The organism is Arthrobacter sp. SO3, assembly GCF_020532825.1.
Lineage (GTDB): Bacteria > Actinomycetota > Actinomycetes > Actinomycetales > Micrococcaceae > Arthrobacter.
Genome location: NZ_MQTS01000122.1, coordinates 1 through 19,283, shown reverse-complemented (window position 1 = coordinate 19,283; position 19,283 = coordinate 1). Strand labels below are relative to the sequence as shown.

Below are 19,283 nucleotides of genomic sequence, written 5' to 3'. Positions count from 1 at the left end.
GCTCCACCCGGCCCCGGACACCCTGGCCGCCACCGCCACCGCCACCACGCCACCGGCGGCCGCCCCGGCCGCCGCCACAGCCGCGGCGCCCGCCGCCATGTCGCCTGCCGCCGCGGCACTCGCCGGACGGCCTGCCGGCAGCCCGCTGAGTCCCGCCGTCGTCCTCCCGGTCGGCACCGCAGGCGAGGACAAGATGCCGCAGCAGATCGGCCGCACCGTCGGCCGGGCCGCCACGAAGGCCGCCGATCTCCTGGCCAACCTGCCGAAGTTCGGCCGCAGAAAGTAACCCGCAGAAAGTAACCCGCAGAAAGTAACCCTGCTTTTTTGTGCTCCGCGTCACCACGTTTTGGTCACACGGGGTGCCCTCCGGCCCTCGAATGGAAATCCGCTCCGCCCCGGTGCCACGATGGAAAGGCTAATTTATCGCGCCCAGTGAGGGGCGCCGGGTTTAGGGAGTTGGAATGGACGCGCGGCTTGAAGCCATCCGGGACACGGTGCTGGCACGAAATCCCGGCGAAGGGGAGTTCCACCAGGCAGTTACCGAGGTGTTCGAAAGCCTCGGCCCGGTCCACGACCGCCACCCCGAGTTCCTCGAAGGCGCCGTGCTCGAGCGGCTCTGCGAGCCCGAACGGCAGATCATCTTCCGGGTTCCGTGGGCCGACGACGCAGGGCGCTTCCAGATCAACCGCGGCTTCCGGGTGGAGTTCAACTCCGCACTGGGGCCCTTCAAAGGAGGCCTGAGGTTCCATCCTTCGGTGAACCTGGGCATCGTGAAGTTCCTCGGCTTCGAGCAGATCTTCAAGAATGCCCTGACCGGAATGCCGATCGGCGGCGGCAAGGGCGGCTCCGACTTCGACCCCCGCGGGCGCTCGGACGCCGAGGTCATGCGCTTCTGCCAGTCCTTCATGACCGAGCTGTACCGCCACATCGGCGAGTACACGGACGTCCCGGCCGGGGACATCGGCGTCGGCGGCCGCGAAATCGGCTACCTCTTCGGGCAGTACAAGCGGATCACCAACCGCTACGAATCCGGCGTCCTCACCGGCAAGGGCATCTCCTGGGGCGGCTCGCTGGTGCGGCCCGAGGCCACCGGCTACGGCACCGTGATCTTTGCCGCGGAAATGCTCAAGACCCGCGGCCAGTCTTTCGACGGCCAGCGCGTGGTGGTCTCCGGCTCGGGCAACGTCGCCATCAACGCGATCGCCAAGGCGCAGTCGCTCGGCGCCACCGTGGTCGCCTGCTCGGATTCCTCCGGCTACATCGTGGACGAGGCCGGGATCGACGTCGCGCTGCTGCGGCAGATCAAGGAGGTCGAGCGCGGACGGCTCAAGGAACACGAAACCCGGCGCTCCGCCGTCTCCTACGTGGAAGGCGGCTCCGTCTGGGACATCGACGCGACGGTCGCGCTGCCGTGTGCCACACAGAACGAACTCGACGGCGACGCTGCCGCCAGGCTGGTCCGCAACGGACTGCTCGCGGTGGGGGAGGGCGCCAACATGCCCTCGACCCGTGCCGCCGTCGCGGTCTTCCAGGAAGCCGGCATCCTGTACGGGCCGGGCAAAGCTGCGAACGCGGGCGGCGTGGCAACGTCCGCGCTGGAAATGCAGCAGAACGCAAGCCGCGACTCCTGGTCCTTTGCGCACACCGAGGAACGGCTCACCGAGATCATGGTCGGGATCCACGACCGCTGCGCGGCCACCGCGGACGAATACGGGGATCCGGGGAACTACGTGCTGGGCGCGAACATCGGCGGCTTCGTGAAGGTGGCCGACGCGATGCTGGCCCAGGGGCTCATCTAGGGCCGATCATCCGGGCGCCCCTGCGCCGGAATGACCGCGGCGGCAGCGTTTTTCGACAGGCACTGCCGCCGCGTCATTTCCAGCGGGATTCTACCCGCAGGTTAGTTGCCGGGCGTTATTTGCCGGGCACTACTTGCCGAGCAGCCGCACGTGGTCCGGGGTCAGCTCGGAGATCCGGCTGACGCCCAGCAGCGCCATAGTGCGGAGCATGTCCTTTTCCAGGATCTCGATGGCCCGGTCCACACCGGCACGCCCGCCGGCCATGAGCCCGTACAGGTAGGCGCGGCCGATCAGCGTGAAATCGGCGCCCAGGGCCAGGGCCGCGATGATGTCCGCACCGCTCATGATGCCGGTGTCCAGGATGATCGCCGCGTCGCTGTGGTCCGCCTTCAGCGCCGCCTTGACGTCCGGGAGCAGGTGGAACGGGATCGGGGCGCGGTCCAGCTGGCGTCCGCCATGGTTGGACAGCACGACGCCGTCGGCCCCGTGGTCCACCACTTTGCGGGCGTCCTCGACCGTCTGGATGCCCTTGACCACGAGCTTGCCCTTCCACGTCTCGCGCAGCCAGTCGAGGTCATCGAACGTCAAGGTGGGGTCGAACATCGAGTTGATCAGGTCCGCGACGGTGCCGGTGTAGCGGGACAGCGAGGCGAAGGTCAGCGGCTCGTGGGTGAGGAAGTTGAACCACCACGCCGGCCGGTAGGAGGCGTCCAGCACGGTCTTGATCGTCAGCGCCGGCGGGATGGTCATGCCGTTGCGCACATCGCGCAGCCGGGCCCCGGCAACGGCCGTGTCCACGGTGACCATGAGGGTGTCGTTGCCGGCCCGGGCCGCGCGTTCAATCAGCTCCAGCGAGCGGTCCCGGTCCGTCCACAGGTAGAGCTGGAACCAGTTCCGGCCATCCGGTGCGGCAGCGGCCACGTCCTCGATGGAGGCTGTGCCCATGGTGGAGAGTGTGTAGGGGATGCCGGCGGCCGCGGCGGCCTGGGACCCGGCGTACTCACCCTCGGACTGCATCATCCGGGTGAAACCGGTCGGGGCGATGCCCACCGGGAGCCGCGACGGCTTCCCAAGGATGTCGGTGCTGAGGTCCACACTGGAGACGTCCCGGAGGATGCCGGGCCGGAATTCGATGTCGAGGAAGGCCTCGCGGGCGCGGCGCAGCGTGATCTCGGCTTCGGCCGCGCCGTCGGTGTAGTCGAACGGGGCCTGGGGTGTGCGGCGCTTGGCCATGTCCCGGAGATCCCAGATGGTGCTGGCGCGGCGCAGCCTTGACGCGCGGCTGAACTCGGGCTTCTTGAACTGCATCAGGGGGGCGAGGTCCGAGTACTTGGGGATGCGGCGCCTAAGCGCGGCGGGAACGGCTCCCGGGGTGGCCGCGGCCGGGTGGCTGCCCGCGCCGGTGTCTGCTGCCTGGGTGGGCGCCTCGGGGTTGCCGGGCTCGATGGTCTGCGTCATTGCTGCCTCCGGGCAGGTCTCGTGTTCCTGGATGTCGGGTCCCCGCCAATACTCCACGGGGCGGGTGTGGTCCAGCCACAGTCTAGGCGTGTGGTCCAACCACATCAAGTAGGATGGCCCCATGCGTACCCACCAGCTTGTCCTGCAGTGGATTGAGGGCCAGCTCTCCAGCGGCCAGCTCGCCCTGGGCGGACGGCTGCCGGCCGAGCGGGCGCTCGCCGAGCAGCTCAAGGTCTCCCGCACCTCCGTCCGCGAGGCCATCCGGGTCCTGGAGGCCATGGGTGTGCTCCGGGCCGGGGTGGGTTCGGGCCCGGACGCGGGGACCGTCGTCATCGCCGACCCCACCGCGGCACTGGGCTCGGCGCTCCGGCTGCATGTGGCCACCTCGCACCTGCCCGTCAAGGACATCGTGGAGACGCGTGTGCTGCTGGAATCCTGGGCCGCTTCCCGGGCGCGCCCGGAGTCGCCCGCGCTGGCCGAGGCCGCCAGGCTGCTGGGGCAGATGGACGGCTGCACCGACACGGAGGAGTTCCTTGCCCTGGACATCCGTTTCCATCTGGCGCTGGCGGATGCCGCAGGCAACGCGGTGGTCAGCGCCATGATGGGCTCCCTGCGCGAGGCCATCCAGGACTATGCCGGCCGGCTCACCGGAAACCTGCCCGACTGGGACTCCACCGCGGCGCGGCTCCGTGCCGAACACCGGGGGATCCTGGCGGCCATTTCCAACCACGACGGCGGCAGCGCGGCGCAGTTGGTGGCGGACCACATCGAGGGCTACTACGCGGAGGCCGGCCTGGGCGCCGGGTCCTGATCCCTGGGGGCGCGGCCCTCTGGGTCCTGATCCCCTGGGGCGCGGCTGCAGCACTCCGGGCCGGAAATATTACGTCCGGATTTTGCGGCGGCGGCAACCGCCGGGCTATGGTCGGGATTATGACAAACCGTTGGTATGCGTATTTTTCGTTGGCTCTGGAGGGGCCCGCGTCTAGCTGACACGCATCCAACCTTCCTTCAGAGCCAACAGGGCAGAGATCGTTCTCTGCCCTTCGCCATTTCCCGGCGGGTTCTGACCAGGGCCCGCTCCGCATCCCGGAACAGGACCCCCATGAGCATCGAAGCAGCCCCCGAATCCCAGCAGTCCACCTCAAACCTGCGCGTCAGCGAGTTCACGCCGCTGCCGACCCCGCGGGACATGCTCGCGGAGCTGCCGCTGGACGCCCGCCTCGCCGAGGTCGTGGCACGGGGCCGGGACGAGGTCCGCGCGGTCATGGACGGGGTCGATGACCGCTTGCTCGTCATTGTCGGCCCCTGCTCCATCCACGATCCCAAGGCCGGCCTCGAATACGCCCGCCGTCTGGTCAGCCAGGCCGAGAAGCACAGGGAAGACCTGCTGATCGTGATGCGGGCGTACTTCGAGAAGCCCCGCACCACGGTGGGCTGGAAGGGCCTGATCAACGACCCGCGGCTGGACGGCAGCCATGACATCGCCGCCGGGCTGCGCGCCGCACGCCGCTTCCTGCAGCAGGTCACCGCGCTCGGCCTGCCCGCCGGCACCGAGTTCCTGGAGCCCATCAGCCCGCAGTACATGGCGGACCTGGTCTCCTGGGGCGCCATCGGTGCCCGCACCACGGAAAGCCAGATCCACCGCCAGCTGGCGTCCGGGCTGTCCATGCCGATCGGTTTCAAGAACGGGACCGACGGCGACCTGCAGGTTGCGCTCGACGCGTGCAGCGCGGCCGGGGCGGCCCAGGCGTTCCTCGGCATCGACGGCGAGGGCAGGGCCGCGCTGGTCGCCACCGCCGGCAACCCGGACGCGCACGTTATCCTGCGTGGCGGACGCAAGGGCCCCAACTACGCCGCCGCCGACGTCGAGGCCACCTCCGCCAAGCTGGCCGCCAAGCAGCTCAACCCGAGGCTGATCGTGGATGCGAGCCACGCCAACAGCGGCAAGAACCACCACCGGCAGGCCGAAGTTGCGCTCGAAATCGGTTCACAGCTGGAGAGCGGCGGTGCCTCGGCCGGTGCCATCGCCGGCGTCATGCTGGAGAGCTTCCTCGTTGGCGGTGCGCAGAACCTCGACGTCGCCGAGCACGCCGCCGGGGCGGACGATCTCGTCTACGGCCAGAGCGTGACGGACGCCTGCATGGAGTGGGATGTCACGGCATCGGTGCTGGCACAGCTCGCGGCCTCCGCGCGCATCCGCCGGACCCGGTGCTAGGCACGGCAGCGTGCCGCGGTGCCGCCGGATCCCCGGCCGGCAGTGGAGGGGCCGCGGTGCCGCACAGTTCTGCGCCCCGGGGTCGCGCAATCCCGCGCAACTCTTTCACAGGGGCACCATCAGCCCCTACAGTATCTAATACATGGTTGTTTGATGGCTCAGCATCGGCACACCGCCATGTTGTTTTGATGGGGCTGCCGTTCGCTTGAGTAAAGGAATAGGGAAATGTCTTCGGAGGCTAACTTCTCCAACGCACGCTTCTTGACCGTGGCCGAAGTCGCGGATGTCATGCGTGTGTCCAAAATGACCGTGTACCGGCTTGTCCATTCCGGCGAGATGCCGGCGGTCCGCTTCGGGCGCTCCTACCGGGTGCCGGAAACCGCCGTCGACCAGTACCTCAAAGGTGCTGTCGTCGACGGGAACACGGAAACAGCCTGAGCATCCGGCGTCTTCTGCGGCCGGAATAAGAATCCGCGGGCCCCGGATGGCGCCTGCGGTCGTGGTGTGCCCCCGATAGGCGGTACCCTGTTAAGGAACGTTTTACGTCATTGTAAGAACCTGTCAGTTGTACAGTCTGCTGCTTAGCCCGCGGACCCTTTCCAACAGGCAGGTACTGCATCTAGCCGGTAAGGAACTTTCGTGGGTTCAGTTATTAAGAAGCGTCGCAAGCGTATGGCCAAGAAGAAGCACCGCAAGCTGCTTCGCAAGACGCGCCACCAGCGTCGCAATAAGAAGTAGAGATACTTCGCATCGTGTGAATGCCCGTTGCCTTCCAGGCAGCGGGCATTTTCTTTGGCGTTTCCGCGCGTGTTCCGGACCACCGCGGCGCATTTGGTCGGGCGACGCGCCAGGCGAGGGGCTCGGGCGACGCCGGGCGACGCGCGTTCTGACAGGCGACGCGGATGCGGACGGACGCTACGCGGATCCGGGCAGCGCTGAGCCGGAAACGTCGCGCAGGTCCGGAAGCGTAGCGCTGAGCCGGAAACGTCGCGCAGGTCCGGAAGGGTAGCGCTGAGCCGGAAACGTCGCGCAGGTCCGGAAGGGTAGCGCAGGTCGGGAAGGGTAGCGCTAAGCCGGAAGCGCGGCGCTGAGCCGGATGCGTCGCGCTCGGCTGGAAGCGTAGCGGAAAGCGGCGCGGCAGGGGCCGGCCGGTGCGCGGGTCAGGCGGTGGGCCCGCGGAAGCGGGAGAACCCCCGCCAGAGGCCGTAGATGGCCCCTCCGACGGTGGCGGCCTTGAGCCCCAGGGTGGCCGCGCGCCGTCCGGAGCGGAAGTCGTAGACCGGCCAGTTGTTTTCGCGGGCATGGCGGCGGAGCCGGGCATCGGGGTTGATGGCCACGGGATGGCCCACCATGCTCAGCAGGGGGACGTCGTTGTGCGAATCGCTGTACGCCCAGCACCGGCTCAAGTCCAGGCCCTCGGCCTCGGCCACCGCACTCACGGCCACGGCCTTGGCGGGTCCGTGCAGGATCTCGCCGACCAGCCGTCCGGTGTAGGCGCCGTCCCGGACTTCGCCCACGGTACCCAGGGCCCCGGTGAGGCCCAGCCGGGTCGAGATGACCGTGGCCACCTCGATCGGTGTCGCCGTCACGAGCCAGACCTTGCGCCCCACCCGGAGGTGCTGCTCGGCCAGGGCTTTGGCCCCCGGCCAGATCCGGGATTCAATCATCTCGTCATACACTTCTTCGCCGAGGGCCTCAATGTCCTTGACGGTGATGCCGCAGGCCAGGCCCAGGGCCGTGTCGCGGACGGCGTGGACGTCATCCATCTTCTCGCCGCGGAGCACGAACATGAGCTGTTTCCAGGCAATCCCGATCGCCTGGGGAATCGTGAAGGCCCCGCGCTGGTGCATCTTACGGGCCACATGGAACAGGCTGGCCCCCCGCATGAGGGTGTTGTCGACGTCGAAGAACGCGGCCTCGCCGTGCTGCGGTGCTGCAGCAGGCTCCATGACCACAGTGACGTACTTCTCTTCGGACATGCCACGAGTCTAGTCAAAGCCCGCGCCCGTTCCCGTCGCCGGGGCCGCAGCCGGGTCAGATATGTCCGGCGCGTCGACGCGGAACGGGCTCCCGGGCTACCGTGGAGCCATGCCAAGCCCCGACGTCGTCCTCATCACCAAAGCTAACTGCCATCTCTGCTCGGCGGCCCGCGACGCCGTCGACCGCGTCACAAAGAGCCTCGGCATCGGCTGGCGGGAGCAACCGGTGGACGACGACGCCGAGCTGCGGGAGCGCTTTGCGGAGGAGATTCCGGTGCTGCTGGTGGACGGCGTCCAGCGGGACTTCTGGAAGATCGACGAAACCCGGCTGGAGCGCACGCTGCGGCGCGCGCTGGGCCAGCAGGCCTGACGGGCCGGAAGCGCCTGCTTTGTTCGAGGAACTGCGGGACCTCTAGAGTGGAAGACATAACGCCACTCAATGGAGCAGATGTGACTTCGCTGGATTCATCCCCTGAGGCGATGCCCGGGGGAGCAGGGACTGCCGCAAAGCAGATACCGCCCGCGGCCGTGGCCCGGCTGACCATCTACCTGCGCGCCCTCACCACCCTGCTCGCGGAGGGCGTCGACCGGGTCTCGTCCGAATCCCTGGCCGAGGCCTCAGGCGTCAGCTCCTCGACTCTCCGCAAAGACCTGTCCTATGTGGGCTCCTACGGGACCCGTGGCGTCGGCTACGAAGTGCAGTACCTCAACCGGCATATTGCCGCAGCGCTGGGCCTGACGCACGACTGGAAGGTCGCCATCGTTGGCGCCGGCAACCTTGGCAAGGCGCTGGCCCGGTATGGCGGGTTCGAATCCCGCGGCTTCGACATTGTTGCGATTTTCGATGCGGACCAGATGGTGGTGGGCAGCGAGGTGGGCTGGCTGCGTGTCAGCGATGCTGCCGACCTCGAACCGGTGCTGCAGCGGACCGGAGCCAACATGGTGGTGCTGGCCCTGCCGGCCGCCGTGGCGCAGGACGTCTGCGACCGGGTCATCGCCGCCGGTGTGCGGAGCATCCTCAGTTTTGCCCCGGTGATGCTGCAGGTGCCGCCCGGGGTCAACCTGCGCAAGGTGGACATGGCCACCGAACTTCAGATCCTGGCCTATCACGCACAAAGGGCGCAGGACCCGGAGGATGCTGACTAGTTCTTAGTCAGCCCGTCCGGCTCCCGCGCCCTGCGCCGGTGCCTGGTTGCTTGGACCTGGTTGCTTAGAAAGGCCCGCCCGGCTGCCCGTACGGGTTGGCGAACGGCTGCCGCTTGGCGAAGTACGGGGACGTCGCCGGCAGGTAAAGCATGACGATGCCCGCGATGCCGAGGACGACGGCCAGGGTGCCGAGGCTCAGCGGGAAAAGGCTGAAGATCGACAGGGCCGCGAAGACCGTGCCGAGGATCCGTGCCCAGTTCTTGCCCTTGCGCACGTTCAGGGCCACGAGGGCGTAGAGCCCGGCGCTGATCACAGCGAAGACGACGATGCTTCCGACCAGGAACCCCCTGAGGTCCTCGAACCTGATGTCGGCGCCGCTGCCGGCCATCTGCTGATTGAACATGCTCCGCATTTCGGGGGAGTCGACCATGCCCATCGCCACCAGCAGCGAGATCACCCAGATGGCACCGGACGCGACGATGAGCCAGAAGGCCGTGTTGACGAGCTGGGGCGTGCCCGCTTTGGCTACCGGCTGGTCCGAGGGGTACTGGCTGTACGGGGACTGGCCGTACTGCGGCGCCTGCTGGCCGTAGCCGGGCTGGCCGTACTGCGGAGGCTGCTGGTTGTACTGGGGCTGGTTGGACTGCGGCGCGTTCTGGCCGTACTGGGGCATCTGCGGGGAGTTCTGCCCGTACTGCGGCGGCTGCTGGCCGTACTGCGGCGCGGACGGGGCCTGGCCATACTGGGGCGCGGCGGGAGGAGTCTGCCCGTACTGCGGGGCGGACGGCGGCTGCTGGCCGTACTGGGGTGCGTTCTGGCCGTAGGGGGGTGTGGGCTGTTCGCCCGGCTCGGGTGCGTCCGGGTTCGATGGCGGGACTGGCGGGATGCTCATGGCGTTCCTTTGCGTGGCGGTCTGGTTCAGCTACCGGAAACAGCTTCCTGCCCTGCCCCCAGCATGGTTTACGTCCACCGTACCGCGCGTCGCCGCCTGCGCGGATCATTCCTGAGAGGTATTCTCAGCGTCCACACGGAGTGCGAATAAAGCCCGGATGCAGTTCGGCTTATGCCGGATGGTGCCGTCCGTCAGCCGCCGTTCAGATGCGGCCCCGCAGCGAGACGAACCATGCCTGCGAGTTGGGCAGCCACATCAGCACAACCGCAGCCAGGCTGATGATGAAGCTGGGCCAGCTCCCGCCGCCCCGGCCCTCGGCCGCGGCAGCGTTGAGGATGGCCAGCAGCAGGGAAATGCCGGCGACGATCGTGAGGGCGAAACGGGCCCACTCGCGCCCTTCCTTCATCTTGATGCTCAGGATGATCTGGGCCGCCGCGAGCGCAAGTGCCACCAGCACCAGCAGGAGCACCACGAAACCCAGGGGCGGGATGACTGCCAGGAGCACGAACGACCCAAAGAGCCCGATCACACCGCCGAGCAGGCCCAGCAGTCCGCCGATGAGCCAGATCCAATAGGAGACTTTCAGCTCTGTCGGCATGGCCGTGACCGTGAACATGCCGGAGAACCCGCCGACGGGCATGGCGTCGTTGAAGTTCCGGGGCCGGTCCGTGGGCATTTCGAAGCGGAACCGGCCGGGCGCTTGCCCCGGCGCCTGGTAACCGGGAGGGGGCTGGTACCCCTGGGGTGGCGCCTGGTAACCCGGCGGGGATGGGTTGCCCGGCGGCTGGTTGCCCCCGGACGCGGGCCATGCGGCGCGGGGTGGCTCGGAGCCTGCGGGCGGAACGTTGCCCGCCGTCGGGGGCTGGGCACCCGGCTGCTGCGGAGGAGGGACCTCTTGGGGGTTGCTCATGGCTCTCACTGTAGACCGCGGATGTGCCGGTATCTAGGGAATCGGAGCGTGTTGCGGAGCATGTCGGGACGCCACGAAACAGGGGGCTGCCAGATGGCCCGGAAGGCCTGGGTGCGGCTCCGACAGCACCCAGGGCTGAACGCAAAACACCCCGCTCCATCACAAGGACGAAGCGCGTGGCCGCCGGCCGGCCAGGTACTGGAGACCGGCCGGCCAGACGTTCAGAGACTAGGCAGCGGGAGCGATGAAGGCCAGTTCGAGGTTGACGGCAACCTTGTCGCTGACGAGCACGCCGCCGGCTTCGAGGACTGCGTTCCAGGTCAGGCCGAAGTCCTTGCGGCTGATTGTGGTCTCGGCGGACAGGCCGGCGCGGGTCATGCCGAACGGGTCGACGGCAACGCCGTTGAATTCGGTCTCGAGGGCCACCGGACGGGTAACACCCTTGATGGTGAGCTCGCCCTGGAGCTCGTAGGCATCACCCTTGGGGACGATGTTGCTGGAGACGAAGGAGATTTCCGGGAAATTCTCGACGTCGAAGAAATCTTCGCCGCGGACGTGGCCGTCGCGGTTGGCGTCGCCGGAGTCGAAGCTCGCGGTCTTGATCGAGGCGTTGACCTTCGAGTCGGCAACGTTCTCGGCGAGGTCCAGGGTGGCCTCGGCATCCTTGAACTGGCCGCGGACCTTGCTGATGCCGGCGTGGCGGACGGTGAAGGCAATCTCGCTGTGCGAGTTGTCGAGGGTCCAGGTGCCGGTGGTGACGTTAGCGGGAAGTGCCATGGTGTTGCTCCTTGTGTCGGGTGGGTCGTGCAGTGGGTCTGATCGTCAGCTGAAACCTCATTTGTTGAAGTCTCAACTAACTGCTTCACCCAGTATAAACATGCATTTGCATCTTTTATTCCAACTCCGGGGAACATTTCGAAAAACTCTTGAGTTCTACTTCTTGTAGAAGATTTCGTCATTGCCCCTGCCCTTTGAGAAACTGGTACACATGCCCCAAGCCACTGTTCATTTGCTCCGCCACGGCGAGGTCTACAATCCCGACGGCGTCCTGTACGGCAGGCTGCCCGAGTTCCACCTGTCCGAGCTCGGCCGGGAGATGGCCCGGACGCTTGCGGAGCACTTCAGTGAGCGGTCCGCGCAGGGGGCGAGGATTGTCCACCTCGCCGCCTCGCCGCTGACCCGCGCGCAGGAGACGGCGCAGCCCATCGCCGAGGCCCTGAACCTTGCGATCACCACGGAGGCCCGGATCATCGAGGCCGAAAACTACTTCGAGGGGCTCCACGTCGACAAGGCGGAGATCCTCAAGCCGAAGCACTGGCCCATGCTGCGCAACCCGTTCCGGCCGTCCTGGGGCGAGCCCTACAAGGAACAGGCCGCGCGTGTCATCGCCGCTGTCCACGATGCCCGGCTGCGGGCCATCGAACTTGGCGGCGACGGGGCCGAAGCGATCCTCGTCAGCCACCAGCTGCCGATCTGGGCCACCCGGCTCAGCGCCGAGGGCAAGCCCCTGTGGCATGATCCGCGCAAACGCGAATGCACCCTCACCTCGGTCACGTCCCTGGTGTTCGACGACGCCGGGAACCTCCTGCGGGTCGAGTACAGCGAGCCTGCGGCCGCCCTTCTTCCCGGTGCGTCCAGCACCCCCGGAGCCTGACATGGCCGGAAACCGCCGGAGCGCGTCACCCGTGTCCCGCCGCAGCGTCCTGACAGCGGGCGGTGCGGCCCTCGCCGTCGTGCTGGGTCTCTCGGGCTGTGCCCAGGAGGATGCGCTGGCCAAACAGGCCAGGGCCGGCGACAACAAGAACTACGTGGCCGGCGACGGATCGGTGACGGAATTCGCCGCGGCGGACCGCAAGAGCCCCGTTGCCATCCAGGGCACGCTCTTCGACGGCACCGCGGTGACGGCCGAGGCGTTCCAGGGCCAGGTAACCGTGCTCAACTTCTGGTTCGCGGCCTGCGCGCCGTGCCGGGTGGAGGCGCCCTCGCTGGAGGCCTTGCACCAGGAGTTCAAGAGCCAGGGCGTGCAGTTCTTCGGCGTCAACCTCCGCGACGAGAAGGCCACGGCAGACGCGTTCGACAGCACCTTCAACCTGACCTACCCCAGTTTCAATGACAAGGACGGCGCCGTCCTGCTGGCCGTTTCCGGCCTGGTCCCCCCGGGGGCCGTGCCCACCACGCTGGTGCTGGACAAGCAGGGCCGCGTGGCGTCCCGTGTCCTCGGCGAGATCCAAAAGGGCACCCTCAAGTCCCTCATCGCCGCTGCCGTGGCCGAGTAGCGGACAGGCCACCTACCGTGAACAGCCCCTTCGCCGAAGCCATCCTGAGCGGTTCGCTGCTGCTTGCCATCCCCGTGGCGCTGCTCGCAGGCTTCGTCTCCTTCCTCTCTCCGTGTGTGCTGCCCCTCGTGCCGGGGTATCTGGGCTACGTCACGGGACTGACCGGCGTCGACCTCCAGAAGCAGAAGCGCGGCCGCATGCTGGCCGGCATCGGGCTTTTTGTGCTCGGCTTCTCGGTGATCTTTGTGCTGCTCGGCGGGGCGTTCGGGCAGCTGGGGACGCTCATCACCGGCTCGCAGAACGCCTGGATCACGCAGGTCCTGGGCATCCTCGTGATCATTATGGGTGTCGTGTTCATGGGCGGGTTCGGCTGGCTGCAGCGCGACGCGAAGATCCAGTCCAAGCCGCCGGCCGGGCTGTGGGGCGCGCCGCTGCTGGGCATCACCTTCGGTCTGGGCTGGGCGCCCTGCATCGGCCCGACCTATTCCGCGGTGCAGCTGCTCAGCCTTTCCGGTGGATCCTCGGCGGCCAAAGGTGCGTTCCTGGCGTTTGTCTATAGCCTTGGTCTGGGCATCCCCTTCCTGCTGATCGCGCTGGCCGTGCGCCGCGGCATCGGCGTGATGTCCTTTTTCCGCAAGCACCGGCTCGCCATCCAGCGCATCGGCGGCGGGATTCTGGTCGGGCTCGGCCTGCTGATGGCCACCGGAGTGTGGGGGACCTGGGTCTCCGAGTTGCAGTACTGGTTCCAAACCGATGTGAAATTGCCGATCTGATGAGCGAGCGAGTGAACGTAGAGAAAAAGTCCCCAGTCCCCGGCAACACGCCCGACGGCACCGAACCCGAAGGCACTGAACCCGGCGGCACTGAGCCCGGCGGCAAGTCCGGCGCCCGGCCCGGCGGCAAGTCCGGTGCCCGGCCCGGCGGCAAGCGTGGCGTCAAGTCCGCCGGCGACGCCAGCCCGGTCGCGGCCGCGAAGGCTGAGGCTGTCCTGCCCGCGCTGGGCCCGATGGGCATGCTCCGCTGGGCCTGGACCCAGCTGACCAGCATGCGCACCGCGCTGTTCCTGCTGCTGATGCTGGCGGTGGCCGCGGTGCCCGGGTCGCTCTTCCCGCAGCGGCCCACCAACCCCTCGGTCGTCACGCAGTACATCAAGGACCACCCGGACTACGGCAAGATCCTCGACTCGCTCCAGCTCTACGATGTGTACTCCTCGGCGTGGTTCTCCGCCATCTACATCCTGCTGTTTGTCTCCCTGATCGGCTGCGTGGTCCCGCGGGCCATTGCGCACTACAAGGCGATGCGGTCCCAGCCGCCGCGCACCCCCGCACGGCTGTCCCGGCTGCCCGAATACGGCACGCTGGTCATTCCCGCCGACGCCGGGATCCCGGCGTCGGGCGCCATCACGGATGCCGCGGCGCTGCTGAAGAAGCGCGGCTACCGCGTCGACGTCCGCGACCACGACGGCGCCCGGCCGTCGGTGGGTGCGGAACGCGGGTTCCTGCGCGAAGTCGGCAACCTGGTCTTCCACACCTCGCTGATCGGCGTGCTGGTGTCCGTTGCGGTCGGCGGGCTGTTCGGCTACAGCGGGCAACGGATCCTGGTGGAGGGCGACACCTTCGTAAATACCCTCGTGGGCTACGACCAGTTCACCCCGGGCACCAACTTCCAGAGCAGCCAGCTGCAGCCCTACTCGGTCCAGCTGGACAAATTCCAGATCACCTTCGACCGGGAATCCAAGGGCAAGTTCGGACAGCCCATCGACTTCAAGGCCGACGTGACCACGAAGGAAACCCCGGATGCTCCCGCCAAGAAAGAGGTGCTGAAGGTCAACGACCCGCTCAGCCTCGGCGGCACCAGCCTCTACCTCACGGGCAACGGCTATGCCCCCGTGGTGACAGTCCGCGACGGCGCCGGCAACATCGCCATGCAGGGTCCGGTGGTCGCCAAGCTGCAGGGCGACAACTACTACTCCTCCGTGGTCATCAAGGTCCCCGACGCCAAGCCGGAGCAGCTCGCCTTCGCCGGCTTCTTCCTGCCGACGGCCTTCGTCACCGATAAGGGCGTCTCCTTCAGCGGCGATCCCGAGCTGATCAACCCGCAGCTGACTTTGAACTCCTATTACGGTGACCTCGGCCTGAACGACGGATCCCCGCAGAACGTCTTCGAACTCGATGTGAAGAAGCTGACCCCGCTCAACGCCCGGAACCTTGAGACCAAGGGCATCGTCCTGACGCCGGGAACCACTCACACCCTGCCCGACGGCAAGGGGACCATCAGCTTCGACGGCGTGAAGCGTTACGTCGGCGTCGACATCCACCACAATCCGGGCCAGCTCTACGCACTGATCTTCGCGCTCCTGGCGGTGGCCGGCCTGGTTACCTCCCTGTACGTGAACCGGCGCCGGGTCTGGGTCCGGACCGGGACCCACGCGGACGGCCGCACCATGGTCGAATACGGGCTCCTGGCCCGCGGCGAAGACCACCGGCTTGCCAGCGAAGCTAGCGCGGTCCGCAAGCTCCTCGCGGGCGCCTGGGATCTTGACGACTCCCAGTCGGCTCCCAGCGGGGGAGTGGATAATGACCGGGCGGATACCACGCTGCCCGGGGCCGGTGCTGAGCAGGCCTCCCCGGACCACCCCGCAGCAGACTTCATCCAGTCAACAGCAGGCTCTTCCGAGCCAAAGAAGGATCAGTAATGTTCCCCATCAACGAAACCATGGGCCAGTACAGCGAGTTGTTTATGCTCCTCGCAGCGGGCACCTACACGGTGGCTTTCATCGCCTTCGCCTGGGATCTGGCCAAGAGCAGCAAAATGCTGCGCGCGGTGGACCTTCGGGCGGCCGAACTGGCAGCTGCCGAGGCCGCCCGCGTTCCGGTGGGTGCCGGCGTCGGCGCCTCGTCCGCCGCTGTTGACCGGGCCGATTCCGATGTGGCCGGGCCCGTTGGCCGGGCCGAGCGCCCGTCGTCGTCCGTGGCGCACACCGCTACCGGGAACGCTGCCGGCATCGGACAAACCGCCGACGGCGCCATGCGCTACTCCGCCGAGCGCCGCGCCCCCGCCAGGGTGGCCGTCGCCCTGACGGTGCTGGGTGTCGCCATCCACGCCGCCGGCGTCATCACCCGGGCCATCGGCTCGGGCCGCGTGCCGTGGGGCAACATGTACGAGTTCCTCACCACCGGTGCGTTCGTGGTCGTGGCCGTCTTCCTGGTGGTCCTGATCAAGCGCGACCTGCGCTTCCTGGGCACCTTCGTGGTGGGCCTGGCGATCATCATGCTTGTTGCGGCCTCGGTGGCTTACTGGACGCCGGTGGGCCACCTCGTTCCCGCGCTGCAGAGCTACTGGCTGATCATCCACGTCTCGATCGCCGTGATGTCCTCCGCGCTGTTCACCCTGACCTTCGCGATGTCGGCGCTGCAGCTGGTCCAGTCGCACCGGCAGAAGGCCATCGCTGCCGGCGGTAGCGACAAGCTGGGCTTCATGCGCCTGGTGCCGTCCGCGCTGAGCCTCGAGAACCTCTCCTACCGGATCAACGCCATCGCGTTCGTCGGCTGGACCTTCACGCTGATGTTCGGTGCGATTTGGGCCGAGAAGGCCTGGGGCCGTTTCTGGGGCTGGGACACCAAGGAAGTCTGGACTTTCGTGATCTGGGTGGTCTACGCAGGCTACCTTCACGCCCGCGCCACCCGGGGCTGGACCGGAACCCGTGCGGCCTGGCTGTCGATCGTGGGCTACCTTTGCGTGGTCTTCAACTTCACGATCGTGAACCAGTTCTTCAACGGCCTGCACTCCTACTCGGGGCTGTAGCCCGCACACCACTTGTCTGCGATTCGTCACGAATGGCCGCTAAGCCGACCGGCTTAGCGGCCATTTGCGTCAGATGGGTGGGCCGGTGCCTGGCTGAGCGGCCATTTGCGTCAGATGGGTGGCGGTGCCTGGGAGCTGGGTCTGGAAACGAGCGTGGGTTCGGCCCGGGGGTGCTTTCGTGGGCTGCGTCGGCTCACATACGTCATCGATTTACCACGAACGGCCGTTATGGCATTCCGGTCGGTGCCCATTCACCACAAGTGGCCGCTAAGACGCCCCTTTTAGCGGCCATTCGCGTCAGATGGGTGGCTAAGACGCCCCTCTTAAGGGCCATTCGCGTCAGATGGGTGGGCCGGGCGCCCAGGATAGCGGCCATTCGCGTCAGATGGGTGGGCCGGGCGCCCAGGATAGCGGCCATTTGCGTCAGATGGGTGGCGGTGCCTGGGGGCTGGGTCTGGAAACGAGCGTGGGTTCGGCCCGGGGGCGCTTTCGTGGGCTGCGTCGGCTCACATACTTCATCGATTTACCACGAACGGCCGTTATGCCATTCCGGTCGGTGCCCATTCACCACAAGTGGCCGCTAAGACGCCCCTTTTAGCGGCCATTCGCGTCAGATGGGTGGACGCGGGCGCTACGCCGGGGGTTCGGGCCCGGTGCGGGGGTCCAGCCGCGCTCCGTCAGCGCACTCCGTACCCGGGTCACTGCAGACGGTTCCATGCCGGGGGCGACCGGGTCCAGGTCCCGCTATGTCAATACGACAATGCGCCACCCGGCATCTCTGGCGCTTTCATCTCGGAAGATGTCGCTGCGACGCTGCGCCGGATCCGCGTGATGCGCGCCGTCGTACTGGATCGCGATCCTTTCCTGCTCATAGGACAAGTCCGGGTCCTGGATCCAGCATCCGTTCTCGTCCAAGATCGGGACGTTGACTCCGGGCTCCGGCAGACCATGGCGAACCAGCAGCAGCCGGAGCTCGGTCTCTTTGGGGAGTCCGTGTTGGCGCGCATCAGGCTCCGGGCACGCATGGCGGGCTGGTAGCCCGCCCTTCCCCTCTTTCCGGCGAGGAATGCGTCTAGCGCATCGACTGTTGCCAGCGGATTCTTGCGGCGCAGCAGGAAGTCGCCGGCCATCACCAAATCATCCAGGCTCAATATCCCGGCGAGGTCGAACCACGTCCGTAGTGGGGAAGTGCAGCTCACCCAGATCCCGGCTACGATCTCGTCCGGTTCGAGTAACTGCTGATGGCCCACAACATGCTTGTGCCGCACGGCCCGCTTTCCCGGACCGGCAGTCAGGTGGATGACAGCCAGGTTGTCCAATGAAAGCGGCAGGGGGAAACCCCAAAGCACTGCTGCAGACAGGTGGCTCACGACGCCTCCGGTCACAGCAGCCAGGGCGCGCAATCGTTCCAGCAAAGTGTCCTGCGTGGTGGCACCTGTGCGCACTCCGTGGCCGGGGTTGATGAGATCCTCAGCCCGGGTCCGACGACGGCTCAGCCCAGCAGCACGGGCCTGGGCCACGGTGAAAGGACGGTTTCGAAGCTGCAGGGGAAGCTCGCTGGGAGGTCGCATACAAGCATTCTGCGTCGGTCAGGAACGGGTTCCGCGGTTATCCACAGAGTGGAGGACAAGTGGATCTTGTCCCCGGCAGGAAAGTGCGTCGGACGCTACGGTTCGGGACAGCGGGTGAGGAGCGGGTCTCGTGTGCGGGGCAGCGGGTGAGAAGCCGGTCACGTGTGCGGGGCAGCGGGGACGGAATCAGAGAGAGAAACCGGCGAAGGAAGCAGGGAGAACTCGGGGCAGGTCTACTTGGCTTCGTCGGTGCCCTGCGTGTCGCCGCTGCCGCGGGCCTCGCCGGACTCGGAACCATGGGTGGTGCCCGAGGCGCCCTTGCCGCCGTCGACCTTGCGTTCCTTGGCCTCCAGTTCGTCCTTGAGCTTCTTGAGCCGGTCGGCTTCAGCCTGGTTGCGGCGGCGGATTTCGAGGTTGCGCAGGAAATCCGGGTCGTCGTCGGGCGCGAGCGTGTGGCTGTAGCTGGTGCGCGCGGGGGCGGTGTCGCGCGGCCGGCCGATGAGGAACCAAAGGACGGCGCCGATCACGGGAAGGACGATCTGCACGACAATCCAGGCAGGCTTCGAAATTCCCTTGGTTTGGCGCGAATCGGTGCGGATCACGTCGATGAGTCCGTAGACGAAGACAACGAGTACTGCGACGGCAACCACTACACGGAGAAGCATGATTTCAGTTTAGCCGTCGGGGGACTTCCCGGCGCCTCCAGTCCTGCCGGAGCGCACAATGCAGCCCCGGTGGAGCGGGGCCGCTGCCGGCGGCTAAACTTGGAGTGTGGCTTTCCTGAAATACTCCCTGATCCGGCTGGCGCTCTTCGCGCCTTTGTTCGCGCTGTTCGTCTACCTCCAGCTCGGCTGGCTGCTGGCCGTCCTCTGCGCGGGAATGATGGCGTTCGCGATCAGCTTCATCTTCTTCCAGAAGCAGCGCGATGCCGCTGCCGCGTCGCTCCAACGGCAGTTCTCGGGCAAGGGCAAGCCTTTGCGCAGTGCCGGGGAAGTGGAAGACGCCGACGTCGAAGACCGCCTTGTCGACGCGAACCCGGACATCGCCGTCCACACGGACACTCGCCCGAAGGACTCCTAGCTCCGCAACGGGGTTGTGGAAACGCGGGACGCTGGGCTCCCGCACGCCTCAGAGCACCTTGGCCCGTGCCGCCTGCGTGCCGCCTGCGTGCCGCCCGCGTCGTCAAAGAGTCGCGCTCCGCCCAGAACCCCCGGCCCCGGCGCCCCTGGAACC

General features: G+C 67.2%; 20 protein-coding genes and 1 pseudogene. 14 read left to right on the top strand and 7 right to left on the bottom strand.

The window, feature by feature from the left end; all coding sequences use genetic code 11:
- Nucleotides 1-286, top strand: a pseudogene (locus BJQ90_RS12420) (ArsR family transcriptional regulator); the annotation flags it as partial.
- Between the two features lie 175 nt (nucleotides 287-461).
- Entirely contained in the window at nucleotides 462-1,799 is a 1,338-nt protein-coding gene (gene gdhA / locus BJQ90_RS12415; RefSeq protein WP_226760559.1) for an NADP-specific glutamate dehydrogenase, read from the top strand.
- 129 nt (nucleotides 1,800-1,928) lie between these two features.
- On the opposite strand, the gene BJQ90_RS12410 is transcribed toward gdhA, so the two are convergent.
- Nucleotides 1,929-3,257, bottom strand: a complete 1,329-nt coding sequence (locus tag BJQ90_RS12410; protein ID WP_319004631.1) for an alpha-hydroxy acid oxidase — start codon at nucleotides 3,255-3,257, stop codon at nucleotides 1,929-1,931.
- 121 nt (nucleotides 3,258-3,378) lie between these two features.
- Here BJQ90_RS12410 and BJQ90_RS12405 point away from each other — a divergent pair, with 121 nt between their 5' ends.
- The 4 genes from BJQ90_RS12405 to BJQ90_RS12390 all read left to right on the top strand — a co-directional run bounded on the left by BJQ90_RS12405 (nucleotide 3,379) and on the right by BJQ90_RS12390 (nucleotide 6,210).
- The gene (locus tag BJQ90_RS12405; protein WP_226760558.1) at nucleotides 3,379-4,068 is read left to right on the top strand and encodes a FadR/GntR family transcriptional regulator; all 690 of its coding nucleotides are present in this window, start codon (nucleotides 3,379-3,381) and stop codon (nucleotides 4,066-4,068) included.
- 291 nt (nucleotides 4,069-4,359) lie between these two features.
- The gene (locus BJQ90_RS12400) at nucleotides 4,360-5,472 is read left to right on the top strand and encodes a 3-deoxy-7-phosphoheptulonate synthase (RefSeq protein ID WP_226760557.1); all 1,113 of its coding nucleotides are present in this window, start codon (nucleotides 4,360-4,362) and stop codon (nucleotides 5,470-5,472) included.
- A gap of 225 nt (nucleotides 5,473-5,697) precedes the next feature.
- Nucleotides 5,698-5,910, top strand: coding sequence for a helix-turn-helix domain-containing protein (locus BJQ90_RS12395; protein WP_226760556.1), 213 nt, complete (start codon nucleotides 5,698-5,700; stop codon nucleotides 5,908-5,910).
- Nucleotides 5,911-6,111: 201 nt separating this feature from the next.
- A complete protein-coding gene (locus BJQ90_RS12390; RefSeq protein ID WP_003792170.1) occupies nucleotides 6,112-6,210 on the top strand; it encodes a 30S ribosomal protein bS22 in 99 nt (32 codons plus the stop codon).
- Nucleotides 6,211-6,632: 422 nt separating this feature from the next.
- Here BJQ90_RS12390 and BJQ90_RS12385 read toward each other — a convergent pair whose 3' ends face one another.
- Nucleotides 6,633-7,451: an HAD family hydrolase gene (locus tag BJQ90_RS12385; protein ID WP_226760555.1), complete on the bottom strand. Its 819-nt coding sequence runs from the start codon at nucleotides 7,449-7,451 to the stop codon at nucleotides 6,633-6,635.
- A gap of 109 nt (nucleotides 7,452-7,560) precedes the next feature.
- Between BJQ90_RS12385 and BJQ90_RS12380 the strand changes: the two genes are divergently transcribed.
- The gene (locus BJQ90_RS12380) at nucleotides 7,561-7,821 is read left to right on the top strand and encodes a glutaredoxin family protein (protein WP_226760554.1); all 261 of its coding nucleotides are present in this window, start codon (nucleotides 7,561-7,563) and stop codon (nucleotides 7,819-7,821) included.
- Nucleotides 7,822-7,901: 80 nt separating this feature from the next.
- Nucleotides 7,902-8,597 carry a redox-sensing transcriptional repressor Rex gene (locus BJQ90_RS12375; protein ID WP_226760553.1) on the top strand — a complete coding sequence of 232 codons (696 nt, stop codon included), beginning with the start codon at nucleotides 7,902-7,904 and terminating at the stop codon, nucleotides 8,595-8,597.
- A gap of 64 nt (nucleotides 8,598-8,661) precedes the next feature.
- Here BJQ90_RS12375 and BJQ90_RS12370 read toward each other — a convergent pair whose 3' ends face one another.
- From BJQ90_RS12370 to BJQ90_RS12360, 3 genes are all read right to left on the bottom strand, one after another.
- Nucleotides 8,662-9,489, bottom strand: a complete 828-nt coding sequence (locus BJQ90_RS12370) for a hypothetical protein (protein WP_226760552.1) — start codon at nucleotides 9,487-9,489, stop codon at nucleotides 8,662-8,664.
- Nucleotides 9,490-9,691: 202 nt separating this feature from the next.
- Nucleotides 9,692-10,399 carry a hypothetical protein gene (locus BJQ90_RS12365; protein WP_226760551.1) on the bottom strand — a complete coding sequence of 236 codons (708 nt, stop codon included), beginning with the start codon at nucleotides 10,397-10,399 and terminating at the stop codon, nucleotides 9,692-9,694.
- 228 nt (nucleotides 10,400-10,627) lie between these two features.
- On the bottom strand, nucleotides 10,628-11,176 hold the full coding sequence (locus BJQ90_RS12360) for a YceI family protein (protein WP_226760550.1): 549 nt from the start codon (nucleotides 11,174-11,176) through the stop codon (nucleotides 10,628-10,630).
- Between the two features lie 211 nt (nucleotides 11,177-11,387).
- Between BJQ90_RS12360 and BJQ90_RS12355 the strand changes: the two genes are divergently transcribed.
- The 5 genes from BJQ90_RS12355 to ccsB all read left to right on the top strand — a co-directional run bounded on the left by BJQ90_RS12355 (nucleotide 11,388) and on the right by ccsB (nucleotide 16,479).
- Complete coding sequence (locus BJQ90_RS12355) at nucleotides 11,388-12,053, top strand: histidine phosphatase family protein (RefSeq protein ID WP_226760549.1); 666 nt, start codon at nucleotides 11,388-11,390, stop codon at nucleotides 12,051-12,053.
- A gap of 1 nt (nucleotide 12,054) precedes the next feature.
- Nucleotides 12,055-12,675 (top strand): TlpA family protein disulfide reductase, encoded by a 621-nt coding sequence (locus BJQ90_RS12350; protein ID WP_226760548.1) that lies wholly within the window; start codon nucleotides 12,055-12,057, stop codon nucleotides 12,673-12,675.
- A gap of 17 nt (nucleotides 12,676-12,692) precedes the next feature.
- Nucleotides 12,693-13,448 (top strand): cytochrome c biogenesis CcdA family protein, encoded by a 756-nt coding sequence (locus BJQ90_RS12345; protein ID WP_224047480.1) that lies wholly within the window; start codon nucleotides 12,693-12,695, stop codon nucleotides 13,446-13,448.
- Nucleotides 13,449-13,681: 233 nt separating this feature from the next.
- Nucleotides 13,682-15,370: a cytochrome c biogenesis protein ResB gene (locus BJQ90_RS12340; RefSeq protein WP_226760576.1), complete on the top strand. Its 1,689-nt coding sequence runs from the start codon at nucleotides 13,682-13,684 to the stop codon at nucleotides 15,368-15,370.
- Nucleotides 15,370-16,479 (top strand): c-type cytochrome biogenesis protein CcsB, encoded by a 1,110-nt coding sequence (ccsB, locus tag BJQ90_RS12335; RefSeq protein WP_226760547.1) that lies wholly within the window; start codon nucleotides 15,370-15,372, stop codon nucleotides 16,477-16,479. Before BJQ90_RS12340 ends, ccsB begins: the two co-directional genes overlap by 1 nt.
- Before the next feature lie 744 nt (nucleotides 16,480-17,223).
- Here ccsB and BJQ90_RS12330 read toward each other — a convergent pair.
- Both BJQ90_RS12330 and BJQ90_RS12325 read right to left on the bottom strand, forming a co-directional pair.
- A complete protein-coding gene (locus BJQ90_RS12330) occupies nucleotides 17,224-17,394 on the bottom strand; it encodes a hypothetical protein (RefSeq protein WP_226760546.1) in 171 nt (56 codons plus the stop codon).
- An 889-nt stretch (nucleotides 17,395-18,283) separates the two neighbouring features.
- Nucleotides 18,284-18,715: a PLD nuclease N-terminal domain-containing protein gene (locus tag BJQ90_RS12325; protein ID WP_226760545.1), complete on the bottom strand. Its 432-nt coding sequence runs from the start codon at nucleotides 18,713-18,715 to the stop codon at nucleotides 18,284-18,286.
- Between the two features lie 106 nt (nucleotides 18,716-18,821).
- Here BJQ90_RS12325 and BJQ90_RS12320 point away from each other — a divergent pair, with 106 nt between their 5' ends.
- Entirely contained in the window at nucleotides 18,822-19,130 is a 309-nt protein-coding gene (locus BJQ90_RS12320) for a DUF4229 domain-containing protein (RefSeq protein ID WP_226760544.1), read from the top strand.
- The last annotated feature ends 153 nt before the right edge of the window (nucleotides 19,131-19,283 follow it).